The organism is Rhizobium sp. RU36D (assembly GCF_900176345.1).
Taxonomy (GTDB): Bacteria; Pseudomonadota; Alphaproteobacteria; order Rhizobiales; family Rhizobiaceae; genus Allorhizobium.
This window is the reverse complement of record NZ_FWXU01000045.1, coordinates 1-20,375: the sequence shown is the minus strand read 5'-3', so window position 1 is coordinate 20,375 and position 20,375 is coordinate 1. Positions and strand designations below refer to the sequence as shown.

General features: G+C 63.8%; 14 protein-coding genes. 9 read left to right on the top strand and 5 right to left on the bottom strand.

What is annotated here, in order from left to right; genetic code table 11:
- Window positions 1–333: 333 nt before the first annotated feature.
- Window positions 334–972: a YitT family protein gene (locus B9A97_RS28370; protein WP_084369192.1), complete on the bottom strand. Its 639-nt coding sequence runs from the start codon at window positions 970–972 to the stop codon at window positions 334–336.
- 117 nt (window positions 973–1,089) lie between these two features.
- Window positions 1,090–2,031, bottom strand: coding sequence for a class I SAM-dependent DNA methyltransferase (locus B9A97_RS28365; protein WP_084369191.1), 942 nt, complete (start codon window positions 2,029–2,031; stop codon window positions 1,090–1,092).
- Window positions 2,032–2,178: 147 nt separating this feature from the next.
- Here B9A97_RS28365 and B9A97_RS28360 point away from each other — a divergent pair, with 147 nt between their 5' ends.
- Both B9A97_RS28360 and B9A97_RS28355 read left to right on the top strand, forming a co-directional pair.
- Entirely contained in the window at window positions 2,179–2,445 is a 267-nt protein-coding gene (locus B9A97_RS28360; RefSeq protein WP_084369190.1) for a DUF6460 domain-containing protein, read from the top strand.
- Window positions 2,446–2,449: 4 nt separating this feature from the next.
- The gene (locus B9A97_RS28355; protein WP_084369189.1) at window positions 2,450–2,962 is read left to right on the top strand and encodes a CAP domain-containing protein; all 513 of its coding nucleotides are present in this window, start codon (window positions 2,450–2,452) and stop codon (window positions 2,960–2,962) included.
- Between the two features lie 9 nt (window positions 2,963–2,971).
- Here B9A97_RS28355 and B9A97_RS28350 read toward each other — a convergent pair whose 3' ends face one another.
- The 3 genes from B9A97_RS28350 to B9A97_RS28340 form a co-directional block, all read right to left on the bottom strand.
- On the bottom strand, window positions 2,972–3,778 hold the full coding sequence (locus tag B9A97_RS28350; protein ID WP_084369188.1) for a TIGR02186 family protein: 807 nt from the start codon (window positions 3,776–3,778) through the stop codon (window positions 2,972–2,974).
- Entirely contained in the window at window positions 3,778–4,701 is a 924-nt protein-coding gene (locus B9A97_RS28345) for a sulfite exporter TauE/SafE family protein (protein ID WP_084369194.1), read from the bottom strand. Before B9A97_RS28345 ends, B9A97_RS28350 begins: the two co-directional genes overlap by 1 nt.
- Before the next feature lie 208 nt (window positions 4,702–4,909).
- Window positions 4,910–8,992, bottom strand: coding sequence for a peptidoglycan-binding protein (locus B9A97_RS28340; protein ID WP_244564393.1), 4,083 nt, complete (start codon window positions 8,990–8,992; stop codon window positions 4,910–4,912).
- 416 nt (window positions 8,993–9,408) lie between these two features.
- Between B9A97_RS28340 and B9A97_RS28335 the strand changes: the two genes are divergently transcribed.
- From B9A97_RS28335 to pdeM, 7 genes are all read left to right on the top strand, one after another.
- Window positions 9,409–11,202, top strand: a complete 1,794-nt coding sequence (locus B9A97_RS28335; protein ID WP_084369187.1) for an acyl-CoA dehydrogenase C-terminal domain-containing protein — start codon at window positions 9,409–9,411, stop codon at window positions 11,200–11,202.
- A 273-nt stretch (window positions 11,203–11,475) separates the two neighbouring features.
- Window positions 11,476–12,684: an acetyl-CoA C-acetyltransferase gene (locus tag B9A97_RS28330; RefSeq protein ID WP_084369186.1), complete on the top strand. Its 1,209-nt coding sequence runs from the start codon at window positions 11,476–11,478 to the stop codon at window positions 12,682–12,684.
- A 200-nt stretch (window positions 12,685–12,884) separates the two neighbouring features.
- Window positions 12,885–15,101, top strand: a complete 2,217-nt coding sequence (locus tag B9A97_RS28325; RefSeq protein WP_084369185.1) for a 3-hydroxyacyl-CoA dehydrogenase NAD-binding domain-containing protein — start codon at window positions 12,885–12,887, stop codon at window positions 15,099–15,101.
- A gap of 277 nt (window positions 15,102–15,378) precedes the next feature.
- Window positions 15,379–16,014, top strand: coding sequence for a YitT family protein (locus tag B9A97_RS28320; RefSeq protein ID WP_084369184.1), 636 nt, complete (start codon window positions 15,379–15,381; stop codon window positions 16,012–16,014).
- Window positions 16,015–16,044: 30 nt separating this feature from the next.
- Window positions 16,045–16,560, top strand: coding sequence for a ClbS/DfsB family four-helix bundle protein (locus tag B9A97_RS28315; RefSeq protein WP_084369183.1), 516 nt, complete (start codon window positions 16,045–16,047; stop codon window positions 16,558–16,560).
- Between the two features lie 106 nt (window positions 16,561–16,666).
- Window positions 16,667–19,180 carry a ligase-associated DNA damage response DEXH box helicase gene (locus B9A97_RS28310; protein WP_084369193.1) on the top strand — a complete coding sequence of 838 codons (2,514 nt, stop codon included), beginning with the start codon at window positions 16,667–16,669 and terminating at the stop codon, window positions 19,178–19,180.
- Between the two features lie 261 nt (window positions 19,181–19,441).
- On the top strand, window positions 19,442–20,128 hold the full coding sequence (pdeM, locus tag B9A97_RS28305; RefSeq protein WP_244564394.1) for a ligase-associated DNA damage response endonuclease PdeM: 687 nt from the start codon (window positions 19,442–19,444) through the stop codon (window positions 20,126–20,128).
- Window positions 20,129–20,375 lie beyond the last annotated feature (247 nt).

The following is a 20,375-nucleotide window of genomic DNA, read 5'->3' as shown; positions in this document are numbered from 1 at the left end:
ACACCCCAAATGCCCGGCAAAACAACAGCCGGGCCACAGAACCGCCGTCTGCAAAAACCAAAATCCCAAAAACTCGGCTTTATGCAACGGTCCCCTTGTGGGGGAGATGGGCGGCAGCCCAGAGGGGGGTATGAGCAGGCAATGACGCTTGCGGATTAGCCCTCACCTGAAAATCTGGTACTTAGCTTGCGCCAAATGCCAGATTTTTCGCCCCCCACAATGGGGAGGTAACGCCCCTCACCCGGCCTCCGCTTCGCTTGGCCACCCTCTCCCCGCAAAGCGGGGCGAGGGGAACTGAGACGCTGCGGCCACATCATTTGGACCCAGCAGCACTCACCTCAGCGCAATATACCGGTCGGAGCGGTGGTTGATGGCGAGGAAGAGGTTGAGGACGACGGCGCCGAGGATGGACCAGATGACGACCATGGGGCTGACGACGAGGAAGGCGCAGGCCATGACGGCGAGGTCGAAGGCGAGTTGCACAAGGCCGGCGCGGATGCCGAAGCGGTCCTGGATATAGATAGCGAGGATGCCGAGGCCGCCGAGGCTGGCACGGTGGCGATAGAGCGCCAGGAGGCCGAATCCGAGCAACAGGCCGCCGAGGATCGCGGCCCAGAAGGGCTGGATCATCTGGATGACCAGGAAGCGGTTTTCGATCTCGACGAGGAAGGAGGTGGCGCCGACGGCGGCGAAGGTTTTCAGCGTGAAATCCAGCCCGACGCGCTTGAAGGACAGGATGTAGAACGGCAGGTTGAGCAGGAAGAACAGCAGGCCGAAGCTGAGGCCCGTCGCATAATGCAGCACGAAGGCCAGGCCCGCCATGCCGCCGGTGAGAAGCCCGACCTGGGCCAGGATATAGAGCCCGAGCGCGGCGACCATGCTGCCGGCGATCAGGCCTTGAATGTCTTCCGCCGCCGTGTGCCGGGTGGGATTGGGATTCCAGATGCCGAACATGCTGCCTGCCTGCGCCATGATGATCTCTCCAGAATGAGCCTTCATGAGGAGAAGAATGCGCCTCAAAATAGCAGTCGGCAAGGTGGATACGTAAGCAATGCTGACCTATCGCGAAGTTCGCAATTCTGTTGCGTGTCAGGGCATGCGACGGGCAATAAAGAGAATGCCGGCGACCGGTTTTCCGCCATCCATGCGAATGGTCTGGCGGCGGGTTTCAAGGGTGTCGAAGCCGTGACGGGCGATGAGCGCGCGGACATAGGTCTCGTCATGCCTGTAGCGCAGCGATTCTGCTAGCGCATAGCCCGCCTCGCCCGCCCCATCCTCGACGGAAAAGGCGAGGATGGCATCCTTCGTGGCCAGGGCAGCGACAAGATCAAACACCGCCTCGAGATTGCCGAGATACATCATGACATCGGCAGCGACGATGAGATCGGCGCGACCTTCACCCAGGCCCTCGCCGAACAGGCCGGACTCCGTGGCCGGCTGCGACAGGTCGGCTTGGGCCAGTTGATGGTAGATGCCTTTTTCCGCGGCCTTGGCCAGCATGTTGGCGGAGAGGTCGAAACCTTCCAGCCGCTCTACCCGATCGGCGATTTCCACGCCCATCAGGCCGGTGCCGCAGCCGAGATCGACGGCCACCGCGAATTTGCGCTCGCCGACGGTGCCGGCAAGCAGCGCGGCCAGATCGCGGGGGACGCTGTAATCCAGCTTCTGCAACAGCGCGGTCTCGAAGCGATCGGCATAATCGTCGAACAGGGCCTCGACATAGCGGCTGGGCGGCAATTGCGGAGCGTCGCGTGCGCCGATTACGGCCAGCTTGAGGGAGGCACCGAAAATGTCTTCGGGGTCCAGGTCCAGTACCCGGCGCAAGGCTTCCGCCGCGCCCTGCAGATCGCCAGCCTTTTCGCGATAATCCGCCAGCCTGAGATGCCCGGCGGCCCAATCCGGCGCGAGATCCAGGGCCTGTTCCATCAGTTCGGCCGCGGCCGCGGGATCGCCGCCCTCGCTCAGCATGCGGGCATAGTCGGCGCGGCGATCGGCGATGGCATCGCCGGAGGAAAACTGGGTTGGAGGCATGGGATATCCGGCTCTTGGTGGCCCCGGTGCTTGACCCAAGCCACAAAAAAACTCAAGTCCTGATTTCGAAGGGCGGTTAGGGAAGCACGGCCATGGTTGCGGTTCAGGTCGGCGCCCCCTATCTCAGTGGCAAAAGGGAGATCGCGCATGTCGGATCGGGTCAACAGATTTTTGGGCGATACACCGGGCCGCACGGTCGTCAAGCTCTTGGTGGTGTCGCTGGTCGTCGGCTTCATCATGACCGTGTTCGGCATCGATCCGCTAGACATCATCGAGGGCATCCGCAACTTCTTCCTGGAACTGTGGTATCGCGGTTTTGACGCGCTGGGCCGGGTCGGCGACTACCTGCTGATCGGCGCGACCGTGGTCATTCCGGTCTTCATCATCCTCAGGCTCATGAACATGAGGGGCTGAGAGGATGCCGTCGGTTTCCGCCTCGCGCCGCCACACCCTGATGCTGATGGGCTTTGCGCTCTCGGCCCCGATCGTCCTGACACTTTCCGGCTGCACGGTGCGCGAGGCGCTCGACACCCGTGACATGAAGGATGCCCGCGACGAGACGGCGGCGGCACTGCCGATCGTCAATGGCTTGCGCCGCGAAAAGGGGCTCGGCAGCCTGCGCCAGGACCCGGCCGCCACGGTGGCGGCGATCGAACAGGCGCGGCGCATGGCAAGCGCCGGCAAGATGTCGCATCTGATCGGCTTCAACGATGATTTTGGCGCGCGCATGAAGCGCTCGCGCGTTCAGCTTCCCGCAGCCGAAAACATCGCCACGGGGCAGGACACGGTGCAGCGGGCGGTGCAGGCCTGGATCGATTCCCGCAAGCATCTGGAAAACATGCTGGGCGGCTATAACGGGCTCGGCGTCGCGGTGGCGATATCGCCAGCCTCCGACAACCGGCCTTTCTGGGCGATGGTACTGTCAGCGTAAAGGCGTCGCTCAATCCTTGCGGAAGATCAGGCTGGCGCCCCAGCCGGTGATGACCGCCATCAGGACGGCGAGGACGCCGTAGCTGAAGGCGTTTTCGTGGGCGGCCTTGGTGATGGAATCTTCAAGGCCCGTTTTTACCACGCGGAGCGCCAGTTCGCGCTCGGCAACGAATTCCCCTGTCTTGAACAGATAGGCATTCACGATATGCACGCCGTCGGGAATGTTGACGGGAAGGCGCAGCGTTGCGCGGAACAGGCTGGAACTGACGAAGCGCACGCCGTTGGTATCGCTCTGGTAGAGGCCGCTCGCCAGCTTGCGGCGGCGATAGGCCTCGCGGAATTCGCCGAGGCTGCTGCCAGCACTGAAGAAGCCGGTGGGCGTCAGCGGTAGGTATTCCGCGCCGATGCCGAGCTCCGAAAGGGTCTGGGGCTTGGTTATGGTATCGAGCGGGCGGGTGCTGGCCAGCGAGTAGGATTCCGGCACGCGCTCGAAGGTCATGGAATGACGGTTGACCCAGATGCCGAACACCCGCTCCTTGCGGCGCACGGTGGCATCGTTGCGAGGACCGGTCAGCGTCACCACCACGTCATACTGGCCGATGGCGAGCAGCAGGCTGTCGACATTGTTCAAGGTGCCGAAGACGGTGAGATCGGCGCCGCGGAAATCCGGCGTGATGGCAATTTCCGTCGTCGAGGTGCCGATATCGATGCTTTCCTTGGTCACGTCGCCCTGGGGCATCAGCGGCATCTGCGCGGCGGTCGGCCCGGCGGAGAGCGCACCCGCGACGACAAGACAGCGCAGCAAAGACCGGAGCATCAGTTCAGCCCTCCGACATAGACGGAATAGACATCCTGCGGCGAGATCACCAGATCGATCGCCAGGCGCAGGCCGACTGCCAGGATGAGCATGGCGAGAAGCGCGCGCAACTGCTCGCCGCGTAGCTTCTGGCCGACCCGCACGCCATATTGCGCGCCGATGACGCTCGCCACCATCAGGAACAGGGCCAAGACGATATCGACCGAATAATTGGTCGAGGCCTGGGCGATGGTGGTGAAGGCGCTGACGAAGATGATCTGGAACAGCGAGGTGCCGATGACCACGTTGGTGGGGATTCGCAGCAGATAGATCATCGCCGGCACCAGGATGAAGCCGCCGCCGATGCCGAGCGGCGTCAGGAGGCCGATCGAAAAGCCGATGCCGATGATCGGCACGACGCTGAGATAGACCTTGGATTTCTTGAAGCGGGTCTTCCAAGGCAGGCGCTGGATCCAGGTGTGCTGGCCCGGCCGGTTCGGTGGTTCAGCGCCCTTTCCCTTGCTGTAGCGGCGCAACGCATTGACGCTTTCCCACAGCATCAGCGAGCCGACCGTCGACAAGAGGATGACATAGACCAGCGAGATGAACAGGTCGATCTGGCCGAGGCGCCTCAGCATCAGGAACAGCCACATGCCGACAATAGAGCCGGAAAGGCCTCCCGCCAGCAGCACGAAGCCGAGCTTCAGGTCGAGCGAGCCGCGCCGGAAATGGGTGATCGCCCCTGACACGGAGGCGGCCACGACCTGACTGGCGCCGGTGGCGACCGCGACGACAGGCGGAATGTTGTAGAAGATCAGGAGCGGCGTGATGAGAAAGCCGCCGCCGACGCCGAACATGCCCGAGAGAAAGCCGACCGCCGCGCCAAGGCCGAGGATGATGAAGATGTTCACCGACAATTCTGCGATCGGCAGGTAGATTGTCACGGCACGGACCTTTGCTGCGGCCGCCCGAGCCAGCGGGCTGCAGGATGAAATACAGGGGAAGCCGCCCGATCCGACCATGTCGAAAAACGGCCAAGCCCTTGGAGAAGCTTGATTTGAGCCGAATTCTGTCTTGCGCCCGTCAGGCTGGCCTGTCAATTCCGAAGACCTGACTACGCCACCTTTTTTCGGGTTTTATGAAGGCAGAAGGTTATTTGTTTCGCTCCAGCAGCGCCTTCACCAATTCGTCGGTAACACGGCCGGTCGGCTCCTGGCCGACGGAGGTCTGGAATGCCTTGATCGCAGTGACCGTTTTCTTGCCCATGACGCCATCTGCCGTGCCGGCATCGTAGCCGTTGCGGTTGAGGATCGCCTGGATGTTTTGCACGGCCTTCTTCATGTCGACGGAGGCAGTCTTGACGCCGGTGCCGGCCCATTCGTCCGGCGGGTTCACGGCATTGGCGTCCACGTCGAGCGGCGTGGCCTTCCAGCTGTCGACGCCGGCGCGGGCCTTTTCCAGCTGCTCGGGGCGCATGGAATTGGCCACCTCGTCACGCTTCTGGGCGGCATCCTTGTCGCCATCCTTGGCGGCGATGGCGAACCACTTGTAAGAGGCCTCGAGGTTCTGCGGCACGCCATTGCCGCGGGCATAGAGGATTGCGAGGTTGAACTGGCTGTCGGTGACGCCAAGCTCGGCGGCGCGCTCGAACCACTGGGCGGCATTGGTGTAGTCCTGGCTGCCGCTGGCGCCGGATGCCAGGAGGACGGCGAGGTTGTGCATGGCGCTGGCATTGCCCTTGGCAGCGGCCATTTCATAATAGGTCTTGGCCTTGTCGAGGTCGCGCTCGACGCCCGAGCCCTTCTCATAGAGGTTGGCGAGGCGATAGAGCGCCGGGGCGAAGCCGCGATCGGCGGAGAGTTGATACCACTCAGCCGCCGTCGTCAGGTTCGTCGGCACGCCGCGACCTTCGGTATAGCGGGCCGCGATTTCGAACAGGGCGAGCGGATCGCCGTCCTTGGCGGCAATCGACAGGGAAGCCGGAGTGATTTCGGCGGGCACCGAGATCTCGGCCTGGGCGGCTTCGGGAGCTGCCTCGGCTGGTGCCGGAGCCTCGGCGGTCGGTTCGGCCGGCGGCACGTTCTGGAGGACCTCGGGCTGATCGGCGGGAGCATCCGCCGGGCCTGCATCCATCGCGCCGGCCGCCGGTGGCGGGGCGAGATCCGGTGCGGCCGGCTGCTCCGTCATCGCAGGCTCTTCCGGCAGCGCAGCCGGAGCCGGCGCCTGGGCTTCGATAGGAGCGACAGGCTCGACCGGAGCGGTGAGCGCACCGCTTTGCTGCAAGGCCGGTGCCTCAATGACCGCCTGCGGGGCGCTATCGCCGCTTGTGAGCGTCTTGACCAGCGGCATCGCCATGGCGGCCAGCAGGATGGCGCCGATGGCCATCATGATCGGGCGGCGATAGCGCGACAAGAAGGACGGTGCCTTGCCAGTGGCGGGGGTGATCTTGTTGTCACCCATGACGGAGGGATTGGGCGTGCGCTCCATCTCCTCGGCGGCGGCCTGGGCAGCGCGGCGGGCGGCGGCGATGTAGTCCGTGCGGTCTGCATCAGTGCCCAGGGAACCATCGCCGCGGGTGCGGTTTTCCGACTGGTTGGCGCGAACCCGCTCCAGGATCTTGCGCACGTCGGGCGCACCGGAGCCGGGCTCCAGCAATTCATTGGCTTCATCCGGCGGCAGGATATCGCCCGGATCCATGGACGGCGTGGGATCGATATGAACACGGCCTTCGCTGGCCTGCTCCGGCTGCTTCTTCTGTCCCGGCATCAACCGGCGGCCGAGACCGGCCAGCAGGCTCGGCTTCTCGGCCTTGGCTTCCATGACGGGTTCTGGAGCCGTCGCGTCCAGCATCGCGGCGACAGAGCTTTCGAGCTCCGCCTGGATGGCCTGGCGATTGGGCGGCGACACGGGCACCCGCGCCGGCTCCCACTGCACGTTCAGCGGGCCGACGATATCTTGCTCGTCAATCTTCGCCTGGGCCATCTGCGCCAGGGATTCCCGGCTTGCGGGATGGGCGGCCTGCTGGAACAGGGGTGCCGGCTCGACCGGCTTGGTGACCGGCGGGAAGGCCGGGGCCGGACGGTCGATATTGTCGAGCCGGTCGGCGATCTGCAGCAGGGTTTCCTGCAGCGCTTCAAAAGTGCGGCTGGTGCGCTCCTCCGAGCCGCGGCTCAGGTCTTCGAGATGCTTGAGGTTATTTGCCAGCGCCGCCAGCGTTTCCATGTCGCCGGTGTTCTGCGCCTGGACGGCGGCCGGCTGCGAGCGAACCTGCTGCGAATAGGTCTCCATCACGGCTTCGGCAGCCTGGCGGGCGGCCTCGATGATGTATTCGTCGCTGGTCGCCATGTAGTCTTCGAGCGCTGCGATACGGCCGGACACCGCATCATCCTGAGGCGCCGGTCCGCGGGGAACGCTGTTCAACTGCCGCGACAGCTGGGCGATCTGCTCTTCCAGTCCACGAAGGGTGGAGGAATCCTCGGCCGGAGCACGCGCGGTGTCGTTCAGCCGGTCAGCGATCAGATCCAGGCGCTCTTCGAGGCTGCGCAGCAGCCGGTCGTCAAAGGCCGGTGCCGGCGGCGCGGGCGCCGGAATCTCCAGCTCGTCGATGCGATGCGCCAGATAGTCCAGGCGCTCTGCCAGGCGCGCATTGACCGCACCGTGATCCAGCGCCTCGATGCGGGCGGAGATATCGGCGAGATAGCCGGCAAGTTCGGGCTGCTCGACGGGGCGCTGCGCCTCTTCTACCAGCAGCGACAATTGCTCGATGCGCTCTTCCAGGCGGCTGGCGGCATGTTCCTGGGTCAGGTCTTCAATGCGGATCGTCAAGGCCTCGATGCGCTGCCCGAGATCGTTGATCGGGTCGCTCCAGCTGTCATCACGGGTCAAGGCCTGTTCGCTCAGGGCATCGATCTGATGACCGATGCTGGCGAGCCGGTCTTCCAGGCGGCCGACCACCTGGGCATCCAGCGGGCTGGGGGCCGAGCGCATGCCGGCGGCGATCGCCCGGCTGATCTCGTCCAGGCGACGGTCAATGCCCTGGAACTGGTCGGTCAGCGCCCGCTCCTGCGGATCGAACTGCGCGCCGATCTGCTCCAGCGCATTGGCAACCGCGATCAACTTTTCTTCCAGCACGCGCACCGAGCGGCTGTCGCTGATGCCGCTGATCTGCTGCTTGATGCCCTCAAGGCGATCGGCCAGCGCGGCGATGTCGTCGCGGACATCGACTGGCTCGATGGCCTGGAAGCGGCTATCAAGGGTGGAACCGAGGTTGTTCCAATGGTTGCCGATGGTCTGGACCGACTCTTCGCGCGCCAGACCATCCATCAACGAGCGCAGGTCTTCGAATTCCGCGCGCAGGCCGTCGGTGCCGTCCTGGGGGCGATCCCCCAGCTGCTTAATGCTGTCTGCGAGCCGTGCCAGGTCGTCGCGGAACTCATCGAGACCCTGACGCCGCTCGGCGATCGACTTGATGGCGCGCATCTCGTCGCGCAACGTGGCGATCTCGCGACTGAAGCCCTCGGAGATATCCTTCTTGAGGTCCTGGCGAAGGCTGATCAGCGCCTGGGTGATTTCCTTGGTGGCGATTTCGCCTGACGTCGGGCCCTGCGGCGCGCGCTGTGGTGGCGCGACGGGCTGGCGGGCCGCCGGAGCCGGGGCACGCGTCGAAAGGGGTGGCATCGGCTCGCGGCTGATCGGCCGGCGCGGGCGCTCCTCCTGACGGGCCGGGGCTGGCCTCTCGTCATAACGGGAGGGGGCCGGACGGTCATCGTAACGCGAGGCTATCGCGCGATCGTCATGGCGCGGCGCATCGAGACGGGACGGTACGCGGCGCTCGTCATACCGGGCTTCCGGCTGGCGCTCCTGCTGGCGACCATCGAGCGGTCCACGGGGGTTGCGGGGCTCGTAACGGCTCTGCTGTTCCTGGCGCGTGTGCGATTCATGGCGGCCATAGGCGTCGTTGCGGCCTTGCGGTTCGGCGCGGCTGAGCGGCGGGCGCAGTTCGGGCGCAGATTTTGCCGCATCAAGCGCCCGCTGGCGCTCGCGGATCTGGGTCAGCGGATCGCTGGAGATCGGTGGACGCTCCTGGCGCTGCGGCCTGTCGTCGCGACGCTCGCGCGCTGTCGTGCCGCTCATCAGGCCCTCGATGCGCGCTTCCAATCCCTCGATGGTACGGCTCAGCGCATCCAGCGATGAGGCGCCGCCCGCACGGGAAGAAGAGGATCGGGATCCGTTCATGGTCTTGCTCGCTTCGACATCGCCACTGGGGCCGCTGGTTACGCATCGTGAAGGCGCAGTGCCCGGTGTGCCGGCAGGATAGGCTTTGGACCTTGATCCTGCCTGACTGCCGGACCGCATCCGAAGGGGCGGCAAAGCAGCATGAGGGCAATGCGATTCACCGGCCACAATTCACGAAACGTGGTAAACAAGTGGTTAATTCCGACAGGAATTTTTTAACGATTCGCGTCATGGTCCGCGCAAGCGGCCCGGTTCATCCTTGTTCCCAGGCGTTCCGCCGACACCTTGAGGAGGGTGTCGGTGGCTGAAAATATTCGAGCGTCGCGAATATTGACGTTTACGCGCACGTCAATATTTTGTATAAGCATGAACAAGTCGGGCTTGGCCCGCACATCGTCTTTGGAGGAAGATCGCCCATGCCCGTCTACAAGGCCCCGGTAAACGATACGCTTTTCATCCTGAACCAGGTGCTTGGCCTGGACCGCTACAACAACCTGCCGGGTTTTGAAGACGCCACTCCAGACATGATCGAGGCCATTGTCGGCGAAGCGGCCAAGCTTGCAGAGGAGGAGCTTTTCCCGCTCAACCTTTCCGGCGACCAGGAAGGCTGCACCCGCCACGACGATGCGACTGTCAGCGTGCCGAAGGGCTTCAAGCAGGCTTATGACGCCTATTGCCAGGGCGGCTGGCTTGGCCTGTCCATCCCCGCCGAATTCGGCGGCCAGGGCCTGCCCTATACGTTGCACACCGCCGTCGGCGAATATATGTCCTCCGCCAACATGGCGCTGATGATGTATCCGGGCCTGACCCAGGGCGCGATCGCCGCGATCCTGGTCCATGGCTCCGATGAGCAGAAGCGGAAATATCTGCCGAAGATGGTCGAGGGTGTCTGGACCGGCACGATGAACCTGACCGAGCCGCATTGCGGCACCGATCTTGGCCTGCTGCGCACCAAGGCAGTTCCTGACGGCAATGGCGGCTACAAGATTTCGGGCCAGAAGATCTTCATCTCGGCCGGCGAACACGACATGTCGGATAACATCATCCACCTGGTGCTCGCCCGTATCGAAGGCGCGCCGGAGGGCACCAAGGGTATCTCGCTGTTCATCGTGCCGAAGTTCATGGTGGGTGACGACGGGTCGGTCGGCGCGCGCAACACCGTGACCTGCGGCGCCATCGAGCACAAGATGGGCATTCACGGCAATTCGACCTGCGTGATGAACTATGACGAGGCGACCGGCTATCTGATCGGCGCCGAGAACAAGGGCCTGGCGGCCATGTTCGTGATGATGAACGAGGCGCGCTTGGGCGTTGGCCTCCAGGGCCTGTCGATTTCCGAAATCGCCTACCAGAACGCCGCAAACTATGCCCGCGAACGCATCCAGGGCCGCTCGCTCTCAGGTGTCAAGGCGCCGGACAAGAAGGCCGACCCGATCATCGTGCATCCCGACATCCGCCGCGTGCTCCTGACCATCAAGGCCTTCAACGAGGCCGGCCGCGCCTTCACGCTGTGGACGGCGCTGAAATCCGACATCGCCCATCGCTCGGGTGATGCCGCCGAAAAGCAGACCGCCGACGACATCCTGGGCCTGATGACCCCGATCCTCAAGGGTGTGCTGACCGACAAGGGCTTCGACCATGCCGTCATGGCGCAGCAGGTCTATGGCGGACACGGCTACATCGAAGAATGGGGCATGAGCCAGTATGTGCGCGATGCCCGCATCGCCATGATCTATGAAGGCGCCAACGGCATCCAGGCGCTCGACCTGGTCGGCCGCAAGCTCGGCCTGAATGGCGGCCGCGCCGTGATGGCACTGTTCAAGGAAGTCGGCGATTTCTGCGAGGAAAACCGCTCGGACGAGAAGCTGTCCTTCTACACCAAGAGCCTCAAGAAGGGCTTGAACGACCTGCAGGCCTCCACCATGTGGTTCATGCAGAACGCCATGGCGAAACCCGACAATGCCGGCGCCGGCTCCACCGACTACATGCATCTCTTCGGCCTTGTTGTGCTGGGCTATATGTGGGCGAAGATGGCGAAGGCCGCCAATGAGAGCCTGGCCTCCGGCACCGGCGACGCCGCCTATTACGAAAACAAGCTCAAAACCGGCCGCTTCTACATGGAAAAGATCATGCCCGAGACCGCGCTGCGCAAGACCCGCATCGAAGCCGGCGCGGACAGCCTGATGGACATGGCCGCGGAGGCGTTTTGATTGGTGGAATGGCCGATCCCCTCACCAACAAAATCTAGCACTTAGCTTCCAGCTAAGCTGCTGATTTTGTAACCTCTCCCAAAGGGGGAGAGGAAAGTGAGGCGGGCGCGGCACCCTGCCTCTCCCCTTGTGGGAGAGGCAGCAATTTCAACATTTGGCGAAGCCTAAGTGTTAGAAATTGCAGGTGAGGGGATTTTCAGACAACGGCCGGACCAATGCTTCGGCCAAAGGTGAATTCCAAGGCAATTCGATTGCCAACGAGGGAGAGAAACAATGACCGAAGCCTTTATCTACGACCACGTGCGCACCCCTCGGGGTCGCGGCAAGAAGGATGGATCGCTGCACGAGGTGCCGACGCCGAGACTTGCCGCCCGCACGCTGGAGGCGCTGCGCGACCGCAACGGGCTCGACACGTCGAAGGTCGACGACATCATCTTCGGCTGCGTCGATCCCGTCATGGAAGCCGGCGCTGTGATCCCCAAGGCGGCTGCCTTTGAGGCCGGCTATGACTTCAAGGCGCCGGGCATGCAGATCTCGCGCTTCTGTGCGTCCGGCCTCGACGCCATCAACCTGGCCGCCGGCAAGGTGATCGCCGGGTCCGACGACATCGTGATCGCTGGCGGCGTGGAAAGCATGTCGCGCGTCGGCATGGGCATGTCCGGCGGCGCTTGGTACATGGACCCCTCGGTCAACTTCCCCGGCTATTTCATGCCGCAGGGCGTCTCGGCCGACCTGATTGCCACGAAATATGGTTTCTCCCGCGATGATGTCGACGCCTATGCGGTGGAGAGCCAGAAGCGGGCGGCGGCGTCCTGGGATAAGGGACATTTCGCCAAGTCCGTGATCCCGGTGAAGGATGGCAATGGCCTCGTGATCCTGGATCGCGATGAGCATATGCGTCCCGGCACCGACATGCAGTCGCTGGCCGGGCTGAACCCCTCCTTCCAGATGCCGGGCGAAATGGGCGGCTTCGATGCGGTGGCCATCCAGGCCCATCCCGATGTCGAGAAGATCACCTATGTGCACCATGCCGGCAATTCCTCCGGCATCGTCGACGGTGCGGCCGCCGTGCTGGTCGGCTCCAAGGCCGGCGGCGAGGCCATGGGCTTGAAGCCCCGCGCCCGCATCCGCGCCTTCACCAATATCGGCTCCGATCCGGCGCTGATGCTGACGGGGCCGGTCGATGTTACCGAGAAGCTTCTGGCCCGCACCGGCATGAAGATCTCCGATTTCGACCTGTTCGAACTGAACGAGGCGTTTGCCGCCGTCGTGCTGCGCTTCATGCAGCATTTCGAGGTGGATCACGCCAAGATGAACGTCGCCGGCGGCGCGATTGCCATGGGCCATCCGCTGGGCGCAACCGGCGCGATGATCCTCGGAACCGTGCTGGACGAGCTGGAACGCCGCGATCTGAACACCGCGCTGGTCACGCTCTGCATCGGCGCCGGCATGGGCACTGCGACGGTTATCGAGCGGGTTTGAGGGGAGCAGCCCCCCTCATCTCAGGCGCAACCTGTTGCACCGGGCCTGCCGGCACCTTCTCCCCGCTGGGGAGAAGAGACCAAGCCGCGGCGCTAACGACTGCTCCTCTCCCCTTGGGGAGAGGGTGGCCGAGCGAAGCGGAGGCCGAGTGAGGGGGCGGTTCCGCACAACACGAATTCAAGGGAAGAGGAAATCCCATCATGAGCACCTACAAGAATTTCACCGTCGAAACCGATGCCGATGGCATTGCGCTGGTTACCTGGGACATGAAGGACAAGTCGATGAACGTCTTCACCGTCGAGGTGATGGACGAGATCGAGGCGATCGTTGATGCGACCGTGGCCGACGCAGACGTCAAGGGCGTGGTCTTCACCTCCGGCAAGTCCACCTTCTCGGGCGGTGCTGATCTGACCATGATCAAGGGCATGTTCTCGATGATCGTGGAAGAAAAGGTCAAGGACCCAGCCAATGCGGTGAAGAAGCTGTTCGATGCCGCCGGCCGGATGAACTGGCTGTGGCGCAAGATCGAGACCAATGGCAAGCCCTGGGTTTCGGCGATCAACGGCACCTGCATGGGCGGCGCGTTTGAGCTGTCGCTGGCCTGCCACGGCCGCGTGGCCTCCAATGCGAAATCGGTGAAGATCGCCCTGCCCGAGGTCAAGGTCGGCATCTTCCCCGGCGCCGGCGGAACGCAGCGCGTGCCGCGGCTGGCCAATACGCAGGACGCCCTGCAGATGATGACGACGGGGTCGAGCCTGACCGCCGCCCGCGCCAAGGCCATGAACCTGGTGCACCAGGTGGTCGAGCCCGACCAGTTGATCCCGGCTGCCAAGCAGATGATCAAGGACGGGTTGAAGCCCGTTGCCCCCTGGGACGAAAAGGGCTTCAAGGTGCCCGGCGGCGGCATCTGGACCCCGGCCGCAGCCCAGCTCTGGCCTGCGGCTTCCGCCATCCTGCGCCGTGAGACCTCCGGCAACTATCCGGCAGCGCTCGCCATCCTCAAATGCGTCTATGAAGGCCTGCAGGTGCCCTTCGACACGGGGCTGAGGATCGAGCAGCGCTATTTCACCGAGGTGCTTCAGACCACGGAAGCCTTCTCGATGATCCGGTCGCTGTTCGTCTCGATGCAGGAGCTCGGCAAGGGCGCGCGTCGTCCGGCCGGTCAACCGAAGTCGTCCATCAAGAAGGTGGGCGTCATCGGCGCCGGCTTCATGGGCGCTTCGATCGCCTATGTCACAGCCGCCGCCGGCATTCCCGTCGTTCTGATCGACCGCGACATCGAAGCCGCGACCAAGGGCAAGACCGTATCCGAAGGCCTGGTTTCCGGCGCCGTCGGCAAGGGCAAGATGAGCAAGGACGAAGGCGAGAAGCTGCTGTCGCTCATCACCCCCTCGCCGGATTATGCCTCGCTTGCCGATGCCGATCTCGTCATCGAGGCCGTGTTCGAGGACCGCGCCGTCAAGAAGGCCGTCATCGAGGCGGTCGAGGCGGTGCTGCCGGAAGGCGCGATTTTCGCCTCCAACACCTCGACCCTTCCGATTACGGGCCTCGCCGAGAACTCCAAGCGTCCGGCCCAGTTCATCGGCGTGCATTTCTTCTCGCCGGTCGAGAAGATGATGCTGACCGAAGTGATCCTCGGCAAGGAGACCGGCGACAAGGCGCTGGCCGTCGCGCTGGATTATGTTGCGGCGATCAAAAAGACCCCGATCGTCGTCAACGATACCCGCGGCTTCTTCGTGAACCGCTGCGTCTTCCGCTATATCCACGAAGCCTATGACATGCTGATCGAGGGGGTGCCGCCCGTGATGATCGAAAACGCGGCCAAGTTTGCCGGCATGCCGGTCGGCCCGCTCTCGCTCAATGACGAAGTGGCGATCGACCTCTCCCAGAAGATCCTCAAGGCCTCGATTGCCGATCTGGGCGAAGCCTCGGTCGAGCCGAAGCACATGGCGCTGGTCAACAAGATGGTGGACGAGTTGGACCGCCGCGGGCGCAAGAATTCCAAGGGCTTCTACGACTATCCGCCGAAGCCGGCGAAGAAGTCGCTGTGGCCGGGCCTCAAGGACCTCTATCCGCAGAAGTCGGCAGACGAGGTGAACCTCAAGACGCTGCAGCAGCGCTTCCTTACCACCATCGCGCTGGAAGCGGCCCGCACGGTCGAGGAAGGCATCGTCACCGATCCGCGCGAGGCCGATGTCGGCTCCATCCTCGGCTTCGGCTTTGCGCCCTATACCGGCGGCGCGCTCTCCTATATCGACGGCATGGGCGTAAAGACCTTCGTGGCGCTGTGTGAAAAGCTCGCCGGGCAATACGGCGCGCATTTCAAGCCGACGCCGCTGCTCAAGGAGATGGCAGAGAAGGGCGAAACCTTCTACGGCCGGTTCGACCCCTATGGGGAAGCGCAGAAGGCGGCGTGAGGATTTGAGCACAACGATAAGGCCAGCATGACGCCGGCCTTATCGCAAACAACCGTCTCCCTCCATTCCGGCCTTGAGCAGGAAGCCCCCTCACCCCGCCAATCGGGGCGAGGAGAAACGAACGAGCTGCGGCGCTTGCGGCCACTGACTACTGCCCTTCCAGGCGCGCCCTCACATCGGCTAGCGGCACTTGCCGATCGCCTGTCCCAGGCGTAATGCTGCGATGCGAAGCGGCGTCCAAGACATCCGCGCAATGGCCCCAGGAGATCACCTCATCATGAGCGCACGCAGCATGCTTGCCACCCTTTGGACCTCGAGTTCGGAGCGGCATTCGATGCTGGAGGATGCGCAGGGGCTGATTGCAGGGGCAATGCTGGCGTCGCTCGGCGTGGTGATCCTCTCAAATGCCGGCCTCCTGACCGGCGGCACCGCAGGGATTGCCTTTCTCTTGCACTATGCCACCGACCTCCCCTTCGGCGCTGTCTTCTTTGCCATCAACCTGCCGTTCTATTATCTGGCGCTCAAGCGGTTCGGGCTGGTCTTCACGCTCAAGACATTCGGTGCCGTCACGTTGACTTCGTTGCTTGCGGAGGCCCTGCCCGACTATCTGGACCTCGGCGCCATCCACCCCGTGGTCGCCGGGTTGTTCGGCGGCCTGCTGGTGGGAACAGGCATGCTGGCGCTGTTTCGCCACCAGGCAAGCCTTGGCGGTTTCGGCATCCTCGCGCTCTTCCTGCAGGATCAGTTCGGCTGGCGCGCAGGTCTGGTGCAGCTTGCCTTTGACGGTGTGGTGCTGCTGTGCTCCTTCTTCGTCGCCAACCCCTTCATCATCGCCTGTTCCGTGGCCGGCGCCGTGGTGCTGAACATTACGCTCGCATTCAACCACCGCCGGGACCGCTATATCGCGCGGTAGGACGGCAGACCTTCGAGCGGGAGGCAAGACATGGCGGTGCCGCAAAACAAGGCTGCGTTGCTCGCGGCGATCAACAGCAACTTCGACAAGCTGCTTGCCGAACTCCGTGCCGTGCCTGAGGACGAAGCCGCGACCGCTGATATGGAGGGCCACGCCAAAGGCACGCGGATGAGTGTCTGCGACCTCACAGCCTATCTGATCGGCTGGAACGAACTGGTACTCAAATGGCTCGACCGAGATGCCAAGGGACAACCGATCGATTTTCCCGACACTGGGTTCCAGTGGAATGAGCTCGGCAAGCTCGCGCAGCGATTCTACCGAGACTATAAGGGCGTTCTTTACCCTGACCTGCTCGACCGCCTGCAAGCCGCAAAGGCGCGCACCGTATCGCTGATCGAGGCGCGCAATGACGCTGAACTCTATGGCCAGGCGTGGTATGGCAAATGGACAATAGGGCGGATGATCCAGTTCAACACCGCCTCCCCCTATGCCAATGCCCGCACTCGCTTGCGCAAACATGCTAAGGTGCATGCCGGGAAGCGCTGAGGTCTGAGCTGTTTCGTACCATCACGGCTGCCGGCGAATGTCGGCCGCCGATGATTGCCCCTTCTCTTTCGGGCTGATGTCACTACCTTCATCCCTCGTGAGCGTGATCGATTCCCCTGAGACCGGAGAGGCCGGCCTGCAACTTCCCGCCCCCTTCATCCGCTGGTTTGCGGAGAAGGGCTGGCAGCCGCGTGCGCATCAGTTGGAACTGCTCTCCCGGGCGCATGGCGGCGAGAGCCTGCTGTTGATCGCGCCGACCGGGGCGGGCAAGACGCTGGCGGGTTTCCTGCCGTCGCTGACCGACCTGACGCAGCGTGGGCGCAAGAAGCCGGGCACCGCCTTTACCGGTATTCACACGCTCTACATCTCGCCGCTGAAGGCGTTGGCGGTGGATATCGAGCGCAACCTGATGAAGCCGGTCACCGAAATGGGCCTGCCGATCACGGTGGAGAACCGCACCGGCGATACGCCGCAGGCCAAGCGGCAGCGGCAGAAGCTGAACCCGCCCGATATCCTCTTGACCACGCCCGAACAGCTGGCGCTGCTGATTGCCAATGGCGAGGCGGAGCGTTTCTTCGGGGACCTGCGCTATGTGGTGCTGGACGAGCTGCATTCGCTGGTCACCTCCAAGCGTGGGCATCTGCTGGCGCTGGGGCTGGCGCGGCTGCGGCGGCATGCGCCTGACCTGCAGACCATCGGACTTTCCGCCACCGTCGCCGATCCGCCCGACCTCCAGCGCTGGCTGGTGGCCCAGGCACATGGCGAGGACCGGCAGGCCGGGCTGATCACGGTGGATGGCGGGGCCAAGCCCCATATCACCATTCTTGGCACGGACGAGCGCATTCCCTGGTCGGGGCATTCGGCCCGCTATGCCATTCCCGATCTCTACGAGCGGCTGAAGGATTTTGGCACGGCTCTGGTGTTCGTCAACACGCGCTCCCAGGCCGAAATGCTGTTCCAGGAGCTGTGGAACGCCAATGAGGACAATCTGCCGATCGCGCTGCATCACGGCTCGCTGGATGTCGGCCAGCGGCGCAAGGTGGAAGCGGCCATGGCCGAGAACCGCCTGCGGGCGGTCGTCGCCACCTCGACGCTCGATCTCGGCATCGACTGGGGCGATGTCGATCTCGTCGTGCATGTCGGCGCGCCCAAGGGGGCAAGCCGGCTGGCGCAGCGCATCGGCCGCGCCAACCACCGGATGGACGAGCCGAGCCGGGCGATCCTGGTGCCGGCCAACCGGTTCGAAGTGATGGAATGCCAGGCGGCGCTGGACGCCAACTATCTCGGCGCGCAGGATACGCCGCCTGTAGGACCCGGTCCGCTTGATGTGCTGGCGCAGCATGTCCTGGGCATGGCCTGTGCCGCGCCTTTCGACGCCGATGAGCTCTATGCCGAGGTGACATCCGCCTCATCCTATGCCGATCTTGCCCGCGAGACCTTCGATCGCATTATCGATTTCGTCGCGACCGGCGGCTATGCGCTGAAGACCTATGAGCGCTATGCCCGGATCAGGCGGACCAAGGAGGGGTTGTGGCGGGTATCTAACCCGGCGGTGGCGCAGCAATATCGGCTGAACCTCGGCACCATCGTCGAGGAACCGATGCTCAATGTGCGGCTGGTGAAGCGCAACCATCTCGGTTCGATCGGTCGCGGCGGCATGACGCTGGGCAAGGTCGAGGAATATTTTCTCGAACAGCTCTCCCAGGGCGACACGTTTCTGTTCGGCGGCAAGGTGTTGCGGTTCGAGGGCATCCGGGAAAACGAATGCCTCGTTTCCAACGCCTTTTCCATGGATCCGAAGATCCCGGCCTATGCCGGCGGCAAGTTTCCGCTCTCGACCTATCTGGCCGAGCAGGTCAGGGCCATGCTAGACGATCCCGAGCGCTGGGGGAGCCTGCCGGACCAGGTGCGCGACTGGCTCGCCATCCAGAGGGAAAAATCCGTGCTGCCGAAGCGCGGCGAGCTATTGATCGAGACGTTTCCCCGCTCGAAGCGCTTCTACATGGTGGCCTATGCCTTCGAGGGGCGGCTGGCCCACCAGACGCTCGGCATGCTGCTGACCCGCCGGCTGGAGCGCATGGGCGCCAAGCCGCTGGGCTTCGTGGCGACGGATTATGCGCTGGCGATCTGGTCGCTTGGCGACATGGGCACGATGATCCGCTCCGGGCGACTGGATCTTGGTGACCTGTTCGACGAGGACATGCTGGGCGACGACCTGGAAGCCTGGCTCAACGAAAGCTGGATGCTGAAGCGGACCTTCCGCACCTGCGCCGTCATTGCCGGGCTGATCGAAAAGCGCCATCCGGGCAAGGAAAAATCCGGCCGGCAAGTGACTGTGTCCGCCGACCTGATCTATGACGTGCTGCGCGCCCACGAGCCCGACCACATCCTGCTTCAGGCGACGCGCATGGATGCGGCGAACGGCCTTTTGGATATTGGCCGGCTTGGCGATATGCTCAAGCGAATCAAGAACCACATCCGCCATTTGGCGCTCGACCATATCTCGCCGCTGGCTGTGCCGGTGATGCTGGAAATCGGCAAGGAGCCGGTGGGGGGCGAGGCGCAGGAAGACGTGCTGGCGGAGGCGGCGGAGGATCTGATCGCGGAAGCGATGGGGTGAAACGGGTGTCAGGGTTTGGGGCAATTAAGACCCCGCCCCAAACCCCTCCCCAAAAGGGGGAGGGGCTTAACCCGGCCGCACCCTCGACAATAAAATGGAAGCGAGCGGTTGCCGCTGATCTTCTCCCCACTTGTGGGGGAGATGCCCGGCAGGGCAGAGAGGGTCTGGGGACCGTTGCATCGAAGCACTACGGATCGCCGCCATGCGGTGCAGGACATGGGAATGACAGGTTTGACAGCGCGGCGACTGGCCGCCGAGGATATGGCGCCGGCGCCGGTGGATATCGAGCTTCATGGCGTTGCGGCGGTCTGCGATCCCTTCGGCGCGCTTTATCTGCCGGAGACTCGGGCGCTCGTAGTCTCTGACCTACACCTGGAAAAGGGCGCGGCCTTTGCCCGGCGCGGGCAGCTGCTACCGCCCTATGACACGCTGGCGACGCTACGGCTGCTGGAGGTGGTGATTGGGCGCTATGATCCGGCCGTCGTCATCAGCCTCGGCGACAATTTTCACGACCGGGTGGGCTCGGCTCTGCTGCCCGAGATGTTCCGCGAAATGATCTCCTCCATGGCCCGCGGGCGGGAATGGATCTGGATCAACGGCAATCATGATCCTGACGGGACCGTCCGGCTGCCGGGCGTCTCGGCGGATATACTGTCTTTTGGCGGTCTGACCTTCCGCCACGAACCAACGGCTGCGTTCTCCCCTGGGGAGGTCGCCGGCCATCTGCATCCCTGCGCCACCGTGCGGCGGCGGGAGAAATCCGTGCGGCGACCCTGTTTTGCATCAGACGGCGCGCGGCTCGTGATGCCCTCCTTCGGCGTGACGACCGGCGGGCTCGATCTTCGTCACAAGGCCTTTGCTGGGCTGTTCGACCGCGGCGCACTGATTGCTCATCTGTTGGGCCGGGAACGGATCTATTCGGTGCGGTTTTCGGGGCTGCTGGGGTAGAGGAGATTGTGCTCGGCCCCTCTATGGCCTGTCACAGTCGGCACCCGCAGGTTTGCACGCCAGATATTACTTGCCGGCATTTGATCGGCGAAATTCCGGGGATTGTGGCCACGCCAACCCCCCTCTGCCCTGCCGCCCATCTCCCCCACAGCGGGGACCGTTGCATAAAGCCGAGTTTTTGGGATTTTGGTTTTTGCAGACGGCGGTTCTGTGGCCCGGCTGTTGTTTTGCCGGGCATTTGGGGTGT